At 69.9% G+C, this 19,528-nt stretch carries 22 protein-coding genes; 5 read left to right on the top strand and 17 right to left on the bottom strand.

The window, feature by feature from the left end; genetic code table 11:
• Position 1: 1 nt before the first annotated feature.
• Positions 2-1,222 (bottom strand): M24 family metallopeptidase, encoded by a 1,221-nt coding sequence (locus tag AMS65_RS05920; protein ID WP_053383208.1) that lies wholly within the window; start codon positions 1,220-1,222, stop codon positions 2-4.
• A gap of 133 nt (positions 1,223-1,355) precedes the next feature.
• Here AMS65_RS05920 and AMS65_RS05915 point away from each other — a divergent pair, with 133 nt between their 5' ends.
• Positions 1,356-2,306 (top strand): LysR family transcriptional regulator, encoded by a 951-nt coding sequence (locus AMS65_RS05915; RefSeq protein ID WP_053383207.1) that lies wholly within the window; start codon positions 1,356-1,358, stop codon positions 2,304-2,306.
• Here AMS65_RS05915 and AMS65_RS05910 read toward each other — a convergent pair.
• From AMS65_RS05910 to AMS65_RS05895, 4 genes are all read right to left on the bottom strand, one after another.
• On the bottom strand, positions 2,291-3,190 hold the full coding sequence (locus AMS65_RS05910; protein ID WP_053383206.1) for an SDR family NAD(P)-dependent oxidoreductase: 900 nt from the start codon (positions 3,188-3,190) through the stop codon (positions 2,291-2,293). The two genes, AMS65_RS05915 and AMS65_RS05910, sit on opposite strands and share 16 nt — an antisense overlap.
• Entirely contained in the window at positions 3,187-4,839 is a 1,653-nt protein-coding gene (locus AMS65_RS05905) for an amidohydrolase (RefSeq protein ID WP_053383205.1), read from the bottom strand. Before AMS65_RS05905 ends, AMS65_RS05910 begins: the two co-directional genes overlap by 4 nt.
• Positions 4,840-4,921: 82 nt before the next feature.
• Positions 4,922-6,286: an MFS transporter gene (locus AMS65_RS05900; protein WP_053383204.1), complete on the bottom strand. Its 1,365-nt coding sequence runs from the start codon at positions 6,284-6,286 to the stop codon at positions 4,922-4,924.
• 30 nt (positions 6,287-6,316) lie between these two features.
• Entirely contained in the window at positions 6,317-7,039 is a 723-nt protein-coding gene (locus tag AMS65_RS05895; RefSeq protein WP_053383203.1) for a maleate cis-trans isomerase family protein, read from the bottom strand.
• A 165-nt stretch (positions 7,040-7,204) separates the two neighbouring features.
• Here AMS65_RS05895 and AMS65_RS05890 point away from each other — a divergent pair, with 165 nt between their 5' ends.
• Entirely contained in the window at positions 7,205-7,702 is a 498-nt protein-coding gene (locus AMS65_RS05890; protein ID WP_053383202.1) for a DUF3830 family protein, read from the top strand.
• 109 nt (positions 7,703-7,811) lie between these two features.
• Here AMS65_RS05890 and ehuA read toward each other — a convergent pair whose 3' ends face one another.
• From ehuA to AMS65_RS05860, 6 genes are all read right to left on the bottom strand, one after another.
• Positions 7,812-8,627 (bottom strand): ectoine/hydroxyectoine ABC transporter ATP-binding protein EhuA, encoded by an 816-nt coding sequence (ehuA, locus tag AMS65_RS05885; RefSeq protein WP_083451509.1) that lies wholly within the window; start codon positions 8,625-8,627, stop codon positions 7,812-7,814.
• Positions 8,611-9,267 (bottom strand): ectoine/hydroxyectoine ABC transporter permease subunit EhuD, encoded by a 657-nt coding sequence (gene ehuD, locus AMS65_RS05880; RefSeq protein ID WP_053383200.1) that lies wholly within the window; start codon positions 9,265-9,267, stop codon positions 8,611-8,613. Before ehuD ends, ehuA begins: the two co-directional genes overlap by 17 nt.
• Entirely contained in the window at positions 9,264-9,959 is a 696-nt protein-coding gene (gene ehuC / locus AMS65_RS05875) for an ectoine/hydroxyectoine ABC transporter permease subunit EhuC (protein WP_053383199.1), read from the bottom strand. The genes ehuD and ehuC overlap by 4 nt, the downstream gene beginning before the upstream one ends.
• A 33-nt stretch (positions 9,960-9,992) precedes the next feature.
• Positions 9,993-10,898: an ectoine/hydroxyectoine ABC transporter substrate-binding protein EhuB gene (gene ehuB, locus AMS65_RS05870; protein ID WP_053383198.1), complete on the bottom strand. Its 906-nt coding sequence runs from the start codon at positions 10,896-10,898 to the stop codon at positions 9,993-9,995.
• Positions 10,899-11,046: 148 nt separating this feature from the next.
• The gene (locus AMS65_RS05865) at positions 11,047-12,237 is read right to left on the bottom strand and encodes an MFS transporter (protein WP_053383197.1); all 1,191 of its coding nucleotides are present in this window, start codon (positions 12,235-12,237) and stop codon (positions 11,047-11,049) included.
• 28 nt (positions 12,238-12,265) lie between these two features.
• Positions 12,266-13,003 carry a maleate cis-trans isomerase family protein gene (locus AMS65_RS05860; protein ID WP_053383373.1) on the bottom strand — a complete coding sequence of 246 codons (738 nt, stop codon included), beginning with the start codon at positions 13,001-13,003 and terminating at the stop codon, positions 12,266-12,268.
• A gap of 82 nt (positions 13,004-13,085) precedes the next feature.
• On the opposite strand from AMS65_RS05860, the gene AMS65_RS05855 reads away from it, so the two are divergent.
• Positions 13,086-13,568 carry a RidA family protein gene (locus AMS65_RS05855; protein WP_206541966.1) on the top strand — a complete coding sequence of 161 codons (483 nt, stop codon included), beginning with the start codon at positions 13,086-13,088 and terminating at the stop codon, positions 13,566-13,568.
• 78 nt (positions 13,569-13,646) lie between these two features.
• Here AMS65_RS05855 and AMS65_RS05850 read toward each other — a convergent pair whose 3' ends face one another.
• From AMS65_RS05850 to rpmB, 5 genes are all read right to left on the bottom strand, one after another.
• Entirely contained in the window at positions 13,647-14,339 is a 693-nt protein-coding gene (locus AMS65_RS05850; protein WP_241489353.1) for a GntR family transcriptional regulator, read from the bottom strand.
• 120 nt (positions 14,340-14,459) lie between these two features.
• Positions 14,460-15,146, bottom strand: a complete 687-nt coding sequence (locus tag AMS65_RS05845) for a GntR family transcriptional regulator (RefSeq protein ID WP_053383195.1) — start codon at positions 15,144-15,146, stop codon at positions 14,460-14,462.
• A gap of 157 nt (positions 15,147-15,303) precedes the next feature.
• A complete protein-coding gene (rpsN, locus tag AMS65_RS05840) occupies positions 15,304-15,609 on the bottom strand; it encodes a 30S ribosomal protein S14 (protein WP_053383194.1) in 306 nt (101 codons plus the stop codon).
• A gap of 2 nt (positions 15,610-15,611) precedes the next feature.
• On the bottom strand, positions 15,612-15,779 hold the full coding sequence (rpmG, locus tag AMS65_RS05835) for a 50S ribosomal protein L33 (RefSeq protein WP_017884003.1): 168 nt from the start codon (positions 15,777-15,779) through the stop codon (positions 15,612-15,614).
• Positions 15,779-16,015 carry a 50S ribosomal protein L28 gene (gene rpmB, locus AMS65_RS05830; protein ID WP_053383193.1) on the bottom strand — a complete coding sequence of 79 codons (237 nt, stop codon included), beginning with the start codon at positions 16,013-16,015 and terminating at the stop codon, positions 15,779-15,781. Before rpmB ends, rpmG begins: the two co-directional genes overlap by 1 nt.
• Before the next feature lie 527 nt (positions 16,016-16,542).
• On the opposite strand from rpmB, the gene AMS65_RS05825 reads away from it, so the two are divergent.
• Entirely contained in the window at positions 16,543-17,313 is a 771-nt protein-coding gene (locus AMS65_RS05825; RefSeq protein ID WP_053383371.1) for an SGNH/GDSL hydrolase family protein, read from the top strand.
• A 123-nt stretch (positions 17,314-17,436) separates the two neighbouring features.
• Positions 17,437-18,450, top strand: coding sequence for an aldo/keto reductase family protein (locus tag AMS65_RS05820; protein ID WP_053383192.1), 1,014 nt, complete (start codon positions 17,437-17,439; stop codon positions 18,448-18,450).
• A 261-nt stretch (positions 18,451-18,711) separates the two neighbouring features.
• On the opposite strand, the gene AMS65_RS05815 is transcribed toward AMS65_RS05820, so the two are convergent.
• Positions 18,712-19,401, bottom strand: coding sequence for a fasciclin domain-containing protein (locus AMS65_RS05815; protein WP_053383191.1), 690 nt, complete (start codon positions 19,399-19,401; stop codon positions 18,712-18,714).
• Between the last annotated feature and the right edge of the window lie 127 nt (positions 19,402-19,528).

Below are 19,528 nucleotides of genomic sequence, written 5' to 3'. Positions count from 1 at the left end.
ATCAGACCTCCTTCACGATGAGGCGGCGCGGCGCGCTCGTGAAGACGTCGGCGCCGCCGGGTGCGACGCGCGCCGACTCCGACGCCTCGAAGCCGTACCCCGTCATCCACATGCCGGCGATGAGATGGAACGTCATGTTCTCCTGCAGCTCGGTGCGGTCGTCGGCACGCAGACTCACCGTGCGCTCGCCCCAGTCGGGCGGAAACCCCACCCCGATCGAGTAGCCGAGACGCGACTTCTTCTCGAGGTCGTACCGGCGCAGCACCCGATCGAAGGCGGCGTGCACATCGGCCGAGGTGTTCCCCGGCCGGAGCGCGTCGAGCGCGGCGTTCAGGCCCTCGACGGTCGCTCCCGCGAGGCGCTCGAGCTCGGGTGTCGGCCTGCCGAGAGAGACCGTGCGCGCGAGCGGCGCGTGGTAGCGATGGTGCACCCCGGTGAGCTCGATCGAAACGGCCTCGTTCGCGGCCATGCGCTCCGCGGTCCAGGTGAGGTGCGGAGTATCGGCGCCCTCGCCGTACATGAACATCGGCACGATGGCGGGGTAGTCGCCGTCGACGGCGTCGGCGCCGTCGACCGCGGCCGCGCCGCGGGCCTGCGCGGCCATGACCTCCGCTGCGAGTTCGTTGAGCGGCCGGCCCTCGGCGATCGCGGCGACCGCGCGATCCATCGCCTCGCTCGCCACGCGGCCGGCCTTGCGCATCTGCGCGATCTCGAAGTCGGACTTCACGAGACGCACCCAGTTCACGAGCTCGCCGCTCTCGACCAGATCCCACTCCGGCAGACCGTCGCGCAGCGCGAGATACGAGCGCACGGCGAAGAAGTGCGCGTCTCCCTCGAAACCGATGCGCAGCGAAGCGCCCGCCGCTCCGCGCCCGCCGGCGTAGCCGCGCTCGCGCAGCTGCTCGGCGACCCACTTCATCGGGTGCGTGTCGGGACGGTGCACGAGCGCCTCGGGGTACCCGAGCACGTCGTCGCCGTAGCGGATCGCGGTGCGGTGGGCGCCGAGCGCGTCCATCTCGCGCATCGCGAGCACCGGGGCCCCCTCGAGCGGCACGTAGAAGACCTGCGGGGTGTAGAACGACCAGGCGTTGTACCCCGTGAGATAGAAGATGTTCGCGGGATCGGCGACCACCAGGCCGTCAAAGCCCCTCTCGCGCATCGCGTCCCGAACCGCGACGAGTCGCCGATCCAATTCGGCGACCTGCAGCACCTCTGCCGTCATCTGTCCCTCCCCGTCTCGTTGCCGTATCCACCGGGCGCGTCTCGGGCGCCCGCACCTGCCTATCTCCACCGTAGGGCACCGCAATCATTCATTCCGAGCCACCGGTATCATCAATACCGTTCATCATTCATTAATGTTCGGGGGCCGCATGCTCGACACCAACAAGCTCGTGCTGCTGCGCGAGGTCGCGCTCCGCGGCAGCCTCACCGCGGCCGCGGCCTCGCTCGAGGTGAGCCCCTCGAACATCTCCCAGCGCCTGAGCCGGCTCGAGCGCGAGTGCGGTGTGCCGCTGCTCGAGAGCGAGGGGCGCGGCGTGCGCCTCACCGCGGCGGCCGAACGCCTCGTCGCCCGCACCGAGGAGATCCTCGCGGTGCTCGAACGCGCCGAGGGCGAGCTGGCATCTCCCCGCGAGGCGCTGAGCGGCACGGTGCGCCTCGTCGCGTTCCACACCTTCGCCATCGGCATGCTCGCCGCGGTCACGCGCCACCTCCGCACCATCGCGCCGGCGTTGACGTTCGAGTTCGTGCAGCTCGACCCCGAGGCCGCCATCGACCGTCTGCTCGCGCGCCGCGCCGACATCGCCGTCGCGGACGAGTACCCGGGATACCCGCTCCCGCCCGCTCCCGGCCTGCGGCTCTCGCCCCTCGGGAGCGAGCCGATCCGGGCCTACCTGCCCGCGGGTGCCACCGATCCGGCCGAGACGCCCTGGGCGATGGAACCCCGCGCGTCCGACTCCTTCCGCTGGAGTCTCGGCATGTGCCGCGCCGCCGGGTTCGAGCCGCGGGTGCGCTTCGAGTCGCCCGACCCCTACGTGCACCGCCGCCTGCTCGAGCAGGGGGTCGCAGCGGCCTTCCTCCCGGCCAGCACCGCCGAGGGACTCGCCGGCACCATCTCGCCGGTGCCGGTCTTCCCGGCGGACATGCACCGCAAGCACATCACGCTGATCAGGCGCGGCACCGAACGCTCCCCCGCCATCTCCGCGTGCCTCAGCGCGCTCGAGGCGGCGTGGGCGCAGACGAGTCGTGCGCCCCGCGCCGGCGGCATCGAGCATCGGGGAGCGGCGGCGGATCACCCGATCGTGTAGCCGCCGTCGACGGGGAGCACGGCGCCGGTGATGTAGCTCGACTCCGGCGAGGCGAGGAACACGACCGCGCCCGCCACGTCGTCCGGTGCCGCGAGCCGCGCGAGCGGGATCCGCCCGGTCACCTCCGCCTCCGCGGCGACGGCGTCGGGCTGCTCGCCCAGCCACGCGTCGATGAGCGGGGTCCTCGTCATGCCCGGCGCGACGGCGTTCACGCGGATTCCGAGCGGCGCGAGCTCGACCGCGGCGGCCACCGTGAACGAGTTCAGCGCGCCCTTCGTCGCCGCGTATCCGCTCACCCCCGGCATGCCGACGCGCGCCAGCCGCGAGCTGATGTTCACGACGGCGCCGCCTCCGTTCCCCGCGCCGGCCGTACCTGCCCCACCGCCCGCGCCGGCCCCACCTGCGAACAGCGGCACGAGCCGCTGGGTGAGCAGCATGTGCGAGACGACGTTGAGCGACATCGTCTCGAGCAGGGTGTCGCGATCGAGGTCGCCGATGAGGTCGTTGTGCCGGCGCCCCACGCTGTTCACGAGCGCGGTGAGCGGGCCGAACCGCGCGTCGAGCTGCTCCGCGAGGCGGTCCTCGGCCCCGGGAAGCGCGTGATCCACCTCGACGCACCTGATGTGCTCGGGGAGCGGATCGTCCGGCGCCCGCCTCGCCGTCACCACGACGCCGAAGCCGCGTTCCACGAGGCCGCGGGCGATCGCGAGGCCGATCCCGGACGTGCCGCCCGTGACGACCGCGGTGCCGAGCGGCCGCGCGGCCGAGCCGCTGCCGGCCCCCGATCCAGCACCGGCACCCGATCCGGCACCGGTCTCGACTCCAGCACCGGTCTCGGCTCCGGCACGCCGCCCAGCGCCGGCACCCGATTCGTTCGCGCTCATCCGTCCTCCGATCCGCCGTCCAGCATCCCGCTCGGGTCGTGGGTCGCCTCGCCGCCGAGCACGGTGGCGAGCACTGCGACGTCCCCGATCCGCGAGGCGTCGACCCGGGTCGGGTCGTCGCCGAGCAGCACGAGATCGGCCAGATACCCCGGCGCCAACCGCCCCTTCTCGGCGCCCCAGCCGGTCACGGCGGCCGAGCCGGCCGTGTACGCGTGCAGCGCCTGCTCGGCCGTGAGCCGCTCGTCGGGCCCGTAGACCCAGTCGTGGGCGGTGAGGCGCTCCACAGCAGCCTGCATCACCGCGAGGGGCCTGCCCTCGGCGACCGGACGGTCCGAGCTCCCGGCGACCGGGAGGCCGTGCCGCAGCAGGCTGCCCAGGCGGAAGGACTGCTCCGCACGCGCGTCGCCGATGTAGTCCCGGAACCCGTCCCCGTACACGCGCATGAAGTAGGGCTGCGCGACGATCGAGGTGCCGAGCGCCGAGAGCGCCGAGAGCTGCGCGTCGGTCACGACGCCGCCGTGCTCGATGCGGTGCGGCAGCGGCGGCCGCACCCCCTCGGCGCGCAGCTGCTCGAGCACGTCGATCGCGAGCCCCACCGCCTCGTCGCCCACCGCGTGCATCGCGAGCGCCCAGCCGGCCCGGCCCGCGTCGAGCGCGCGCCGGCGCATCTCGTCGACGTCGCCCTGGAAGTACCCGTGATTCGCCGGGCAGTTGTGATAGCCCTGCGACATGCGCGCGGTATTGCCGAGGATCGAGCCATCGAGGAATATCTTCACCGGGCCGAGCTGCAGTCGCGCGTCGCCGAGGCCGCTGCGCAACCCTCCGGGCAGGCCGCGGAAGCGGCGACCGTCCGCGCTGAGCGGTACATCGCCGAGCACATCCGAGACCAGCATCGGCTGCATCCTCGTGCGCAGCGCACCCGCCTCGAGCGCCGCCTGATACGCGCCGAACTCCTGCGCGCTGTGCCCGATCCACCCGCCGCCGATGCCCGCGTCGGTGACGCTCGTCAGCCCTTCGGCGGCGTAGCGCGCGGTCGCGGCCTCCAGGGCCGCCACGATCTGCTGCTGCGGCGCCGGCAGCATGCGCTCCTGCACGAGCGCCATGGCGGTCTCCTCGAGAAGACCCGTGGGCCGCCCGGTCTCGTCGCACACCACGGAGCCGCCGTCGAAGCGCTCGGTACCGGTGATGCCGAGCGACTCGACGGCGCGTCTGCTCAGGAAGCAGGAGTGCCCCGAGGTGTGCTTGATCCACACCGGCCGTCCGCCCGCCGCGGCGTCGAGGCGGTCGGCATCCGGGTAGGCTCCGCCGGTGTCCATCTGGTTGTAGCCGGAGGCGACGAGCCACTCTCCGGCGGGGAGGCCGACGGCCGCTCGCTCGACGCGAAGATAGAGGTCGTCGAGTCCCGCGCAGGAGGCGAGATCCACCTCGAGCAGCGTGTGCCCGAACCACACCGAGTGCGCGTGCGCGTCGTTGAAGCCGGGTGCCACGATCGCGCCATCGACGTCGATGCGTCGCGCCGCGCTCAGGCCGGCGCAGTCGTCACCGACCGCGACGATGCGCCCGCCCAGCGCGGCGAGTGCGGAGGCCCTCGGCATCCGCTCGTCCTGAGTGAGCACGCGAGCGTTCTCGAGGAGCAGATCGACGATCATGAGGTCCCTCCGTTCACTGCGACAAGCGCGCGGCGGGCGCGGGCCGAGCCCGCGTCCGCCGCGTCGCCGTGTTCACGCGTCGTTACTCGCCGGGAGCCTTGATGCGCTCGCCGGCAGCGACGATCGAGACGGGCTGCGTGCGGATCGACACGCCGCTCGTCTCCTTCATCATCAGCGCCGCGATGAGACCGATCGCGCACGCCACGATCATGTAGACGGCCGGCATGAGCCGGAAGCCCGTCGACTCGATGAGCGCCTCGTTCGCCATCGGCGCGGTGCCGCCGAAGAGGGCGGTCGCGACGTTGTAGGTGATCGCGAAGCCCGCGTAGCGCACGTGCGTCGGGAAGAACGCCGGGAACGTGGCCGAGATCGTGGCGAGCTGCGGAATGTACAGGAGGCCGAGTACGACGAATGCCACGATCGCCCAGCCGAAGCCCTGCCCCATGAGCATGTACAGCGGGATCACGAGGACCATCAGGCTCACGAGCGAGAAGATCCACAGCGGTTTGCGCCCGACCCGATCCGAAAGCGAGCCGAAGAACGGCACCAGGCACATCATGCCGAGGTATCCGATCAGCACCACCATGAGCGAGGTCTCGGGCGAGAGGTTGATGGAGTGCTCGAGATAGGTCGGCATGTAGCTGAGCAGCGTGTAGTTGACCACGTTCAGGGCGATGACGAGGCCCGCCATGATGAGCATCGCCTTGCGGTAGTGGGTGAACAGCTCGCGCCAGACGCCGCGCTTGTTCTCCTTCTCGGCCTTGGCGGCGGCCTCCTCCTGCTCCTGGAACACCGGGGTGTCCTCGATCTTGCTGCGGAGGTAGAGGCCGATCAGGCCCATCGGGCCGGCGATGAGGAACGGGATCCGCCAGCCCCACTCGGCCATGGTCTCCTGGCCGAGGCCGAGCGTCGCCGCGAGCACGATCAGCGCCCCGAGCGCGAACCCGCCGAGCGTTCCGAACTCGAGGAAGCTGCCGTAGAAGCCGCGCTTCTTGTCGGGCGCGTACTCGGCCATGAAGGTCGCCGCGCCGCCGTACTCGCCGCCGGTGGAGAAGCCCTGCACCATGCGCAGGAGGATCAGCAGCGCCGGCGCGAGGACGCCGATCTGATCGAAGGTGGGGAGGATCCCGACCGCGAAGGTGGCACCCGCCATCAGGAGGATCGTGAGCGCGAGCACCTTCTTGCGGCCGAACTTATCGCCCAGCGGGCCCCAGAACATGCCGCCCAGCGGGCGCACGAGGAAGGACAGCGCGAATGTGGCGAGCGCCCACACGGTACCGGTGCCGGTCTCGGAGGGGAAGAAGTTGATCGTGATGTAGGTGACCGCGACGGCGTAGACGCCGTAGTCGAACCACTCGGTCGCGTTGCCGATGGCCGAGGCGGCGATCGCCTTGCGAAGCGTCGCCTTGTCGGGCTCGCGTCTCAGGGCCTGGGTTGTCGTACTCATAGTTCGATGCTCCTTTGCATTTCGATGAGCTTATCCGTGTCGCGTTTCGAAGAGGGCGCCCATCCCGGCGATGGGCGCGAGTGCTCCGGCGAGCCGAAGACCCTGCCAGAGCGTGACCTGGTTCGCGGTCAGCACCGGCTTGCCGAGCGTCGCCTCGAGCCTGGGGATGAGACGGGCGGTGTGCATCGCGGTATCGGGCAGCAGCACCGCTTCGGCGTCGTCGGGGTTGTTGCTGCGGGCGAGTTCCACCACTCCGTCGTCGTCGAGCTCGCCGGCGAGCGCCGCCGTCTCGATGTCGTGGCTCACGAGCGAGAGCACGGTGATCCCCGCGTTCTCGAGCAGTCCGCGGAAGTGCACCGAGACGTCCTCGGGGTAGGTCGCCGCGATCGCGACGCGCGTGATGCCGAGGTGGCGGATCGCGTCGACGAATGCGAGGGAGGTGGATGAGGCGGGAATGCCGAGCGCCGCTCCGACCTCGTCGGCCTGACGCTTCGCCCCGTCGAGCCCGAACACGAAGCTGCCGGAGGTGCAGGCCCAGATGATCGAGTCGGGCGACTTCGCACGCAGCGCCTCGGCGCCCTCGAGCAGCCGCTCGCTGCGGCCGAGATCGAGCAGCGCATCGACCTCGTGAGCATCGACTCCCACCGAGGTGTGCACGAGCTCGAGCGATACCGGATCGGGTACGAGCGTCTGCATATACGGGTAGTCGTCCTCCGCGCCGTATCCGGGGTAGAGGAAACCGATCGTGGCCATTCGCGTCCTTCCGCACATCGTCGTCGGTGATGGTGTCGGGCTTCTCGGCTCGAGAACGAGCCTCGTGGGTGAAGTCACAGTCAGCCTATCCCACATTCGGATTGTTGACAATCCTCTTGAGCGGGGCATACTGATGAGACCGACCGATCACGAAGGAGTGCCCTCATGACCCGCTACATCACCATCACTCTCGTCAAGCGAGGCGTGTCCTGCCGCGCCCGCCTGCTCGACGACGAGGCCCCCCGCACCGCCGCCGCGGTCTGGGACGCGCTGCCTCAGGAGGGCCAGGTCTACCACGGCAAGTACGCCCGCAACGAGATCTACAACCTCGTGCCGGCCTTCGCTCCGGCCGAGCCCGGACCCGAGAACACCACAATCACGCCGATCCCCCGCGACGTCTGCTACTTCAGCTTCTCCGAGACGGAGCTCGGCAACCCCGGGTACGGGTACCGCGAGGGCGAGGGGGGCGACACGGGCAAGAGCATCGTCGACCTCGCCGTCTTCTACGGCCGCAACAACCTGCTCATCAACGGCGACAAGGGCTGGGTGCCCGGCAACGTCTTCGCCGAGATCGAGGAGGGCTTCGCTGAGTTCGCCGCGGCCTGCCAGGACCTCTGGATGAACGGGGTCGCCGGCGAGACGCTGCGGTACGAGCGCGCGTAGAGCGCGCGCCGCGCGACGCCGATCAGGCGGGCGGGCAGAGCGAAGCGGGGGCGGATCGGCACTGCGCCGATCCGCCCCCGCTTGCCGCGCCCGTATCGACGCGGAGCGGTCAGTGCCCGATCACCGCGTCGAGGAACTGGCGCGTGCGCTCCGATTCCGGGTTCTCGAAGATCTGCGAGGGCGGCCCCTGCTCGACCACCTGGCCCTTGTCGAACATCACCACACGATCCGAGATCTCACGCGCGAAGCGCATCTCGTGCGTGACCATGAGCATGGTCATGTTGGTGGTGGTCGCGAGACGGCGGATCACGTTCTGCACCTCGCCGATGAGCTCCGGATCGAGCGCGCTCGTCGGCTCGTCGAGCAGCATCACCTCGGGCTGCATCGCGAGCGCGCGGGCGATCGCGGCCCGCTGCTGCTGGCCTCCCGAGAGCTGGGGCGGAATGTGCCCCATGTGGTTCTGCAGACCCACGAGCTCGAGCAGCTCGGTCGCCCGCTCGACCGCCTCGGGCTTCTTCATGCCGCGCACGTGGATCGGCGCCTCGATGACGTTCTCGAGCACCGTCATGTGCGGGAACAGGTTGAACTGCTGGAAGACCATGCCGATCTTCTTGCGCGTCTCGATCGTCTGCTTCGTCTCCCGGGGCTTATCGCCCTTGCGCACGTTCCAGAGCACGTCGCCGCCGACGGTGACGAGGCCGACATCGGGCGTCTCGAGCGTCATGAGCACCCGCAGGATCGTGGTCTTGCCCGATCCCGAGGGGCCGATGATCGACACCTTCTCCCCCGGCTTCACCTCGAAGTCGAGACTGCGCAGCACGTGGTTCTCACCCCACGACTTCGTCACGTTCTCGAAGGAGATGGCGACGTCCACATCGTCGTCCGGGTTGTTGAGGGTTTTGAGTATGTCAGTGTGAGGGGACAAGGCGGTGCTCCAGACGTCGGATGAGCATTGAACAGGAGAAGCTGACCACGAGGTACAGCAGCCCGGCGATCGTGATCGGCTCGAGATAGCGGTAGTAGTTGCTGCCGATCTGCATCGCGGTGCCCATGAGCTCGAGGAGGGTGATCGACGAGAGGATCGCCGAGTCCTTGAACATCATGATGAGGTAGTTGCCGAGTACGGGGATGATCGGGCGGATCGCCTGCGGCACGACGATGCGCAGCCACATGCGACCGCGCGGCAGCCCGAGCGCCTTGCCGGCCTCCCACTGCCCCCGCGGCAGCTGCTCGATGCCCGAGCGGTAGACCTCGGCCGTGTAGGCGCTGTAGTTGAGCCCGAGCACCACGATGCCGGTGGGCAGCGGATCGAACGCGAGACCGGCGTACGGCAGCACGAAGTAGGCGATGTAGGCCTGCACGAGCAGCGGCGTACCGCGCACGAACGACACGTAGAAGCTCGCGAGGTGCGAGATCACCGGGATGCGGAGATACCGCAGGATCGCGACGAGCAGCCCCACCGCCAGGCTGATGAGGAACCCGAAGAAGGTGATCTGGATCGTGAGCCAGAAGCCGCGCAGGAGCTGCGGCATGATGGAGACGACAAAGTCGTTGTCCCAGATCATCGCGCACCCACCCCCATCCGGGCCTCGCGCCTGGCCCGCAGCTTCGCCTTGCGGTCGAGCGCGAAGCGGTTCTCGAGCATCCGGGTGATCCTTCCGATGATGAGGGAGAGGATGTAGTACGCCACCAGGATCGTGAGGAAGATCTCGACCGTCGCTCCGGTGACGGTGCGCGCGTTGAAGGCGCGCCACGTGAGATCGCCGACGGTGACGAGCGACACCAGGGAGGTGTTCTTCAGCAGATCCACCATCACGTTGCCGAACGACGGGAGCATGGCGGGCACCGACTGCGGGATGAGGATCCGCCACAGGCGCTGCGTGCGACTCATGCCGAGCGCGATCGCGGCCTCGGTCTGGCCCTTCGGGCGCGACCGGATGGTACCGCGCACGACCTCGGCCGCGTAGGCGCCCTCGTTGAGTCCCAGCGCCAGCACACCCGCGAGCACGGGGTGCAGCTGAATGCCGAGGAACGGCAGCGCGAAGAAGAACCAGAACATCTGCACGAGCAGGCCCGATCCTCGGATGAACTCGACGAACACGAAGGAGGGCCAGCGGAGGAACCAGTGCCGGGAGAGCCCCGCCAACCCGGCGGCGAACGCCACCGCGATGGTCAGGGCTGCTCCGAGCACGGTCACCATCACGGTGACCCCGAGACCCTCCAGAAGGAGTCCCGAGTACTCGATGACTGAATCCATTGGATTACTCCGAAGTCGCGGACGAGCCGCGCATCAGCCCTCGTTCTGGCAGAGCTCTTCGGCGGTGACGCCCTCCACGGCCTCGGGATCGAAGCCCCACTCGGTCAGGATCTCGGAGAACTCGTCGGTCTGCTTGAACTCGGCGAGCGCCTCGTTGTAGGCCGCGAGCAGCTCGGTGTCCGACTTGCGGAACGCGGCGCCGGATCCGGTCCGCGGTGCGTCCTCGATCGGCTCCGTGACCTCGAGGTTGGGGTCGTTCTCATCGATGAGGTCGCGCAGCGACAGCGTCGGGAGCAGGAACGCGTCGGCGCGGTTCGCCCCGATCGCCTCGATGCCGCTGCGGGCGTCCTTGACGAGCACCTGCTGCGCGTCGGGCACACCGGCGGTCTTCAGGATGCCCTCCTCGAAGCCGCCGGTGAGCACGGCGATCTTGAGATCGGGGTTGTCGAGCACGTCCTGGATCGTGTTGATGCCGTCCGGGTTGCCGGCCGGCACGCCGAACGACTCGGTCGACACGATGACCGGCTCGGAGTAGGCGACGGCCGCGCAGCGCGACTCCTTCATGAACAGGCCGGCCGCGACGACGTCCCAGCGGTTCGCGTCGAGGCCGGGGATCATCGACTCGTACGGGGTGGTGACACCCTCGATCTCCTCGATGCCCATGCTCTGCAGCACGGCGCGCAGCACGTCCGGCTCGGCGCCCGTGACCGTGCCGTCGGCGTTCACCTGGGTGTAGGGCGGCTCGTTCGCGATCGCCACGCGCAGGTAGCCGTCGCTGAGCGCCCTCGCCAGCGTGTCCTCGCCCGCGGCGGAGCCGCCGGTGTTCGGGCCCTCGCCCGGCGTGGTCGCGGTGCAGGAGGCCAGCAGAGCCGCGGCGAAGACGCCGCCGATCACCGCGGTGGCCATTCGTCGGGTGCGCGTGAAGTGCTTGGGGGTCATATCTCGACTCCAATCGGATGTCTCGTCGTTGGGACAGGAGGAGGATCGCCGCTTCCACCGATTATTGATGAACTGTAGGACAATCCCACCCGAGGACAATATGACAGGAATGCTCGCGGGCGTCAAGAGCCTCGCCGCGGTCGTAACGTCACCGTGACGAGCCTCGAGCAGCACCGAAGGCGAGCACCGCTGCGAGCGCCAGAACAGCGACGGAGGCGCCGACCACCGCACCTCCGACGAAGCCGTAGGTGAGGGCCAGGCCCCACAGCACACCGCCGACCCAGAGCCCGCCGTCCACCGCGAGATTCCACACCACGGAGGCGCGGCCGGCCTCCACCCGACGCAGCACCGCGTGCAGCGTCACCGTCTGCACCGCGCCGGCCCCCACCCCGAGCAGCAGCGCCCAGAGCAGCCCCGCGGCGAATTCCGGCAGCAGCATGCCGAGCACGCCCCCGATCCCGGCCGGCGCCGCCGCCACGGCCCACACGCCGCCCGGTGGAATCCACCGCCCCAGATCGCCGCCGATCCCGCGCCCCGCCGCGCAGCCCAACTGCACGCAGAAGATCACCGCCGCAGCGCTGCCGAAGCTCGACGCGAGCACGGGAAGGCTCGTCAGACCGTGCGAGAGCACGAGCACGCCCACCAGCAGGAGGCAGAGCACGAGCCAGGGCACTCCGGCCAGAAGGGATCGGAGTCCGCCCGAGGCCCCGCCCGCGATCGACCGCCCGGCACGATCGGCCCCGGGCGATCCGCCCGTGCGCCCCACTGCCGCGGGAAGCCCGATCGCCAGAACCGCCGCCCCGGCGCAGGCGACGACGGCGCAGATGCCGAAGACCGCGGGCGACCGCACGAGGGCGATCTGCACCCCGAGCGGCGACCCGAAGGCCGAGGCGCTCATCGTCACGAGACCGTACACCCCGAGCGCGCGCCCGAGGCCCGACTGCGGCACCAGCAGCGCCACACCGTGCGTGCCGACGACCACCAGCACCCCGAACCCGGAGCCGCTCAGAAGCGCACCGAGCAGCAGGGACGCCGCACCCGTCGCCAGCCCCGTCACGAGGGCTCCCGCTCCGAGCAGCAGCAGCGACCCCATGAGCACGTACCGCAGCGAGAAGCGCCTCACCAGCAGCGGCGCGAAGACCTGCACACCCATGACGCAGGCCATCAGCGCGCCGACGAAGAGGCTGCCGAGTTCGGGCGACTCCGATCGCGTCACCGGCAGCAGCGAGTACAGGGAGAAGAAGACCGCGATCGCAACGGACACCGTCGCCGTGAGCAGGGCGAACGCGCGGCCCGCACCGCCGGCGCCGCGGTCTTCGCCCGACGCCGTCGACGACATGGCCATCAGCGGATGCCCGGCCGTCCGACTACGCTCCGATCAGGTGCTGGCCGGGGCCCACCGCGGCGAGGCCGAGCTCGCGCAGCACCGCCCACATGGTCGCCTGATTCGCCGAGACGATCGGCTTGCCGAGCTCGCGCTCGAGCGGGGCGATGAGATCGTAACTCGGCAGGTTCGTGCAGCTCACGACGATGGCCTCGGCGTCCGGGTGATCCACCGCCCGGATGAGCTCGGCCGTGCGCGCGTAGTCGACCTCCCATATCTCGTGATCCAGGCCGAGCGCGTCGTGCCGCAGCACCTCGACCCCGTGCTCGCCCAGGAACCCGTCGAGATACGCCGAGAGCTCGGGCAGATACGGGGTGGCCACCGAGACTCGCCTCGCGCCCAATGCGCCGAGCGCCTCGACGATCGCCCCGGATGTCGTGAGAGCCGCTCGGGCGCCCGCCCGCAGCATCGCATCGCGAAGGGCCGCCTCGCCCGCGCGTCCGCGCACGAAGCTCGCCGAGGTGCAGGCGTACACGACCGTGTCGGCGCGGCCCGCGATGACGCTGCGCACCCCGGACTGCAGATCGGCCTCATCGGAGATCTCGAGCGCGAACTCCACCGTCACCGCGTCGTCCACGTAGGGGGTTCGCGTCATCAGCAGATCCACGCCATCGGGCAGCCAGCGCCACAGCTCGGCATCGAGCTCCAGGTCGAAGGGTGCCACGACACCGACCGCGAGCCGGCGCTTCGGCCCCTCCGGTATCCCTGCGCTCGATTTCACGTCGTCCCCCTCCACCCGGCACTGCACTGTTATTGTTGGATTGTCGACATTCTAAACCTTTATGTTCTCAGGAGGAAGCACCGTGCCCCTCACCGACCAGCAGATCGAACGGATCACCGCCCTCCTGCCGCCTCCGCCGCCGCCCGCGGCGAACTACACACCGGTGCGCGAGACCACCGGCTTCCTCCACGTCGCGGGCCAGACCCCGCACGTCGGCGGGGAGCTGCGCCTGCGCGGTCGAGTCGGGAACGCCGTGCACGACGTCCGGCCCGAAGACGCCCGTGGCCTCGCGCGCGAGGCCGCGCTCAACGCGGTTTCGGCGCTCGCCCACCACCTCGGCGACCTGCGGCGACTCTCGCACATCGTCTCGGTCACGGTGTTCATCGCCTCGGACCCCGCGTTCACGCGGCACCCCTGGGTCGCGGACGGCGCATCGGACGCCCTCATCGAGCTCTTCGGCGAGGCCGGCCGGCACGCGCGCGCCGCCGTCGGCGTCGCCTCGCTGCCCGACGGCGCTCCCGTCGAGATCAGCGTGATCGCCTACACCGAGCCGGAGTCCGCGTAGCCGGAGCCGGCAGCGCCTGGCGGTGAGCCGACAGCCGCTGGCGGGCAGCGCCTGGCCGGCAGCGGATCCCGCGGCCGACTACTCGTCGAGCTCCTCCGCGAAGCGGTGCAGGATCATCTCGACCGCGTGGTCCATGTGCTCCGCGAGCAGCCGGTGCAGCAGGGGCACGTCGCGATCCCGGATCGCCTGCGCGATCGCCCGGTGCTCGACGATCCGGTCCGCCACCGGATAGGCCCGGCTCTCGAAGGCCGACAGGCACATGCGGGATTCGGTCGCGAGGGTGTCGTACATGCGGTTGAGCCGCGGGCTGTGCGCCTCGGCCACCATGCGCTCGTGGAATTCGATGTCGAGCCGCACCACCTCATCGACGTCGGATCCCGAGGCCGCGCGCTCCTCGAGCACGTCGCTGAGCCGATCGAGCGCGTCCGCCATCACGTCGGTGCGGTGGGTGACGTCGATCACCTTCAGGCACGCCGCCCGCTCGATGGCCAGTCGCGCCGTGTAGATGTCGAAGATCTCCTCGCGCCCGAGCTCCGCGACGAAGACGCCCCGGTTCGGCCGCCCCACCAGCAGGCCCTCCTGCGTCAGACGCTGCATCGCCTCGCGCAGCACCCCGCGACTCACCTGCAGCCGCTTCGAGAGCTCCGCCTCGATCAGCTGCTGTCCCTGCTTGAAGTGGCCCCGCGCGATGGCCTCGCGCAGGCGCCTGGCGATCAGGCTCGCCGTCGACTCCGCGCGGATCGGGTCGATCTCCTCAGACGCATCTCCCACGCGCATACTCCCTCATCCGTCGGCGTGTGTGCAGTCTACCGTCGCGGCGGTGCGCCTTCCGCGGCCCGGCTCGCGAGGGTGATGCACCGCCCATCGGCCCGCCGCACCGCCCGCTCGCACTCAGGCCGACGCATCCGGACCCGCGGTCAGGATGTCCCGCAATCGTGATTCGTTCTCATCGATGTGCCGCAGCACGAGCACCTCCGCTTCGGCCGTGCGACGCGCCACGATGGCGTCGACGATCTCGCGGTGGCGGGCGACGATCGGCTCCTGGGGATGCAGATACTCCTCGTCCGCGTGGGACAGCACCGCGAAGTAGAAGATGAGCTCCTTGCAGAGGGAATCGTAGAAGGCGGAGAGCCGCTCCGACTCGAGCAGGCCCACGATCGCCTGGTGCAGCGCGAGGTCGGCGGCGATGATCTGGTCCTGCGCCAGCTCCGCCGCGGACTCCTCGAGCCGGTCCCAGGCCTCGGCGAGGGCGGCGAGCTGCCTATCGCTCGCCACGACGCGCACCGCGGCGAGCTCGATGTGCCGCCGCGCCTGGAACACATCCGTGAGATCCTCGACGGACGGCGTGCTCACCACGGCGCCGCGGTGCAGCTCGTACTTCACGAGCCGGCTCTGCTCCAGCAGCCTGATGCCCTCTCGCAGCGAGTTGCGCGAGATCGCGAGGCGCTTGGCGAGCTGCGTCTCGCGCAGGGGCTCGCCGGCGGCCAGGGCTCCCGTGACGATGAGCTTGCGCAGGCGGTCTGCGACGAGCTCGGCAGCGCTGGTCATCTGAATCGGCTCCACGCTGTATTCCGTCATAGTCACAGGTTAGAGCACCGTCCGATCGTTGACAATCCGATGGCCCCACGGTCATCGGCACCGGCCCGGCGGCCGCACGGGCGCCCGGATCCTCCGGAAACGCAGAACGGGCGCGGATCCCGAAGGATCCGCGCCCGTTTGCAATCGCTGCTGGCGCTTACCAGGACGACTTCGTGATGCCGGGCAGCTCGCCGCGGTGCGCCATGTCGCGGAAACGCACACGCGAGACGCCGTACTTCGACAGCACACCGCGGGGGCGGCCGTCGATGACGTCGCGGCTGCGCACGCGCACCGGCGATGCGTTGCGGGGCAGCTTCTGCAGGCCCACGCGGGCGGCCTCGCGGCTCTCGTCGGTCCCGTTGGGGTCCACGAGGGCCTTCTTCAGCTCCAGGCGCTTCTCCGCGTAGCGGGCAACGATCGCCTGACGCTGCTTGTTCTTCGCAATCATGCTCTTCTTCGCCATGATTAACGCTCCTCTCGGAACTCGACGTGCTTGCGGATCACCGGATCGTACTTCTTGAGCACGAGGCGGTCAGGGGTGTTGCGACGGTTCTTCTTCGTCACGTAGGTGAACCCGGTGCCTGCCGTCGAGCGGAGCTTGATGATCGGACGTACGTCCTTGTCCTTCGCCATTAGAACTTCACCCCACGCTTCTGCAGATCAGCCACGACGGAGTCGATGCCGCGGGCATCGATCACCTTGATGCCCTTGGCCGACAGGGTGAGGGTCACCTTGCGGCCGAGCGACGGCACGTAGTAGGTCTTCTTCTGGATGTTCGGATCGAACCGACGCTTGGTGCGACGGTGCGAGTGCGAGATGTTGTGACCGAAGCCGGGAACGGCGCCGGTCACCTGGCACACTGCTGCCATGGTGTTTCCTCTCATACCGTGAGACCGGACGGCCTCACCCAAGATTTCTTGTCTGCAGGAACCCCGGCCTGACGAGTCATTCCGGTCTCGAGCCGAGCGGCTCCCGCGGTCTGTGCACTGGGACGGCGCACAGCCAAAGATCAACTTTACGTCAGGACTCGCGTCTGCGCAAGCCGGGCGTGTCGGGCGGGATCGCCGACACGGATCCCGAGCCGCCGTCGCACCGAGCCGCCGTCCGCTCTCCTGCCCGCCCCCGGCCCCCAGCCCCCAGCCCAGCTCCCAGTCCCGAAGTGGGAGTCGTGTTCCGCCGCATGCGGGCGCGCGAAGCGGCAGAACGCGACTCCCCTTCGGGAAGATGCCGGTGATCTCAGCGGTTGCAGCAGCGGGCGTAGGCTGGGCGGGTGAACGATGGGCAGGGCGAGCAGCGGGATCAAACGGCGGATCAGGCAGCGCATCAGACAGCGCAGGATCGGACGGTACGGGATCCGGCCGAGTGGCGGGCGCCGGATCAGGATCAACGCGCGCGGATCCGCTACGTCGCGATCGGCGACAGCTTCACGGAGGGCGTGGGCGACGAGCAGCCCGACGGCTCGGTGCGCGGCTGGGCCGATCTCGTCGCGCAGGGGATCGCCGAGGCGACGGGCGAGCCCGTGCAGTACGCGAACCTCGCCATCCGGGGCCGGCTGCTCGCCCCGATCATCGCGGAGCAGCTGGAGCCGGCACTCGCGCTCGGCCCGACGCTCATCAGTTTCAACGGCGGCGGCAACGACATGCTGCGCCCCGGCACCGATCTCGCCTGGATCAGCGCCGAGACGGAGCGGGCGCTGATCCGGATTCGCGACGCGGGTGCCGAGCCGCTGCTGCTCGCCGGCGCCAACCCCACCGCGGGGCTCCCAGGCGGCGCCCGCGTGCGGGTCAAGGGCGACGAGCTGGTGCGGCTGGCGAGCGGCATCGCCGAGCGGCTCGGGATCCGCTTCGCCGACAACTGGAGCGACCCCGAACTCGCGGGTCTGCAGTACTGGTCGCGCGATCGGCTGCACCTCGCCCCGGTGGGGCATCGCCGCGTGGCGGCGAACGTGCTGCGCGCGCTGGATCTCGCCGTGCCCGCCGATTGGGCGATCGAGGCCGCGCCGATCCCGCGACCCTCTCGCCGAGAGCAGCTGAACTACACCCGCGAGCACGTGGTGCCGTGGGTGAAGCGGCGCCTCACCGGGCGTTCGAGCGGCGACGGCCGCACGGCCAAGTTCGCGGAGTGGACGTGGATCGCGCCGACGGAGTCGCGCAGCGATTCCAGGTGATCCGCACGGCTTCCGGCTCGACGACGGGAGCGGACGGCACGGAATCCCCGGGGTTCAGCGCCGCCCTGCGCCGCTCGCGCGACACCCTGGCCACGGTCACCGCCCGCCGCTAGTGTAAACAGCATGGTCGCATACAGGTATCTCGGCAACAGCGGATTCAAGGTCTCGGAGATCACGTACGGCAACTGGATCACCCACGGCTCGCAGATCGACGACGACGCGGCGAGCGCCACCGTGCACGCCGCCCTCGACGCGGGCATCACCACCTTCGACACGGCCGACGCGTACGCCAATCTGCAGGCCGAGGAGGTGCTCGGTCGCGCGCTGAGCGGGCAGCGCCGCGAGAGCCTCGAGATCTTCACGAAGGTGTACTTCCCCACCGGCCCCAAGGGCCCGAACGACACCGGCCTCAGCCGCAAGCACATCATGGACTCCATCAACGGGTCGCTCCGCCGCCTCGGCACCGACTACGTCGACCTCTACCAGGCGCACCGCTTCGACTCCCAGACCCCGCTGGAGGAGACCTTCCGGGCCTTCGCCGACATCGTGCGCCAGGGCAAGGCCCTCTACATCGGCGTCTCGGAGTGGACGGCCGAGCAGCTGCGCGAGGGGCACGCCCTGGCGAAGGATCTCGGCGTGCAGCTCATCTCGAACCAGCCCCAGTACTCGATGCTGTGGCGCGTCATCGAGGGCAGGGTCGTTCCCGCATCGCAGGAGCTCGGGATCTCGCAGATCGTGTGGTCGCCCATGGCGCAGGGCGTGCTGTCGGGCAAGTACAACCCGGGCGGGGCGGCTCCCGCGGGGTCCCGCGCCACCGATGCGCAGGGCGGCGCCAAGTTCATCGAGTCCTTCATGCGCGACGAGGTGCTCCAGGCCGTGCAGCGGCTGCGGCCCATCGCCGAGGAGGCGGGCCTCACGATGCCGCAGCTCGCGATCGCCTGGGTGCTGCAGAATCCGAACGTGGCCTCGGCGCTCGTCGGCGCCTCGCGCCCCGAGCAGCTCGCCGAGACCGTCAAGGCCTCAGGGGTGCGGCTCGACGCCGACACGCTCGCGGCGATCGACGCCGCGCTCGGGGACGTCGTGTTCGACGATCCCGAGCACACCTCCACGATGGCGCCGAAGTCCCGGCTCAGCTGACGGCGCCGGGGCCTGCACCCCAGAGGCCCTGAGCCGGCGAGGATCACGACCGTCGTCTCATTCGGACGGATCGCCCCTCGTCGATCAGACGCCCGGCCGGGGCCGGGGCCGCGGCCACGAGTCCCGCGAGTCTCAGCAGGTGCCGGATCGCGGTGCCGGACAGGCGCACACGGCCGCTGTGCCCGTCGCTCCTGTACGAGCGACGGGCACAGCGGCCGTGCAGACCGCCGGTGCGTCGCGAGGCGCACCGGCGCGGGGTGATTACTCGGCCGGGGGCATCAGCACGCCATCGACCAGGTAGACGGTCGCGTTCGCCGTCTGCACGCCGCCGCAGATGACCTTGGCGTCGTTGACCATGAGAGCGTCGCCCGAGCCCGTCACCTCGAGGTCACGGCCCTCGACGGTGGTGTGAGTCCCGTCGATGTCAGCCGGCTCGATCTGCCCGGGGATCACGTGGTAGGTCAGGATCTCGGTGAGCAGGTCGCTATCGCTCTTCAGCGTGTCGATGGTGGCGGCGTCGATCTTGCCGAACGCATCGTCGACCGGGGCGAAGACGGTGAATTCATCGCCGTTCAGCGTGTCGACCAGGTTCACGTCGGGGTTCAGCTGACCGCTGACCGCGGCGACGAGCGTGGTGAGCATCGGGTTGTTCGAGGCCGCGACCGCGACCGGATCCTGCGACATGCCCTGAATCGAGCCGTCGCCCTCGGGCACGGCCTCGGCGTACGCCGCACACCCCGGTCCGACGAGGTTCGCTGCGGGATCAGCGGACTCCATCGACGAGTCCGACGAACCCGAGTCCTTGCCGGGTGCGCTCTCCTGGGACTGATCCGCGGTCTGGTCGCCGGCGGCGTCGTCAGTGGATGCCCCCATCGCGCAGCCGGTCAGCATCGCGCCTCCGGCCAACGTCAGCGCGAAGGCGGCGGCGAGAGTCTTCCTCTTCGTGAACATGATTCCTCCTCTGATGATGATCCGCAGATTCCCGCGGCTTGTGACTGTCTTCGGAGCCGCCGCGAGATCGGATGGGATATTCGTCGAGAAAGTTCCAAGGCCCTCTCCGGCGCCGGATCGCGCCGGC

This window comes from Leucobacter celer subsp. astrifaciens (genome assembly GCF_001273835.1).
Taxonomy (GTDB): Bacteria; Actinomycetota; Actinomycetes; order Actinomycetales; family Microbacteriaceae; genus Leucobacter; species Leucobacter celer.
Note: the sequence above shows the minus strand (reverse complement) of the source record. Positions and strands in the feature narration are given on the sequence as shown.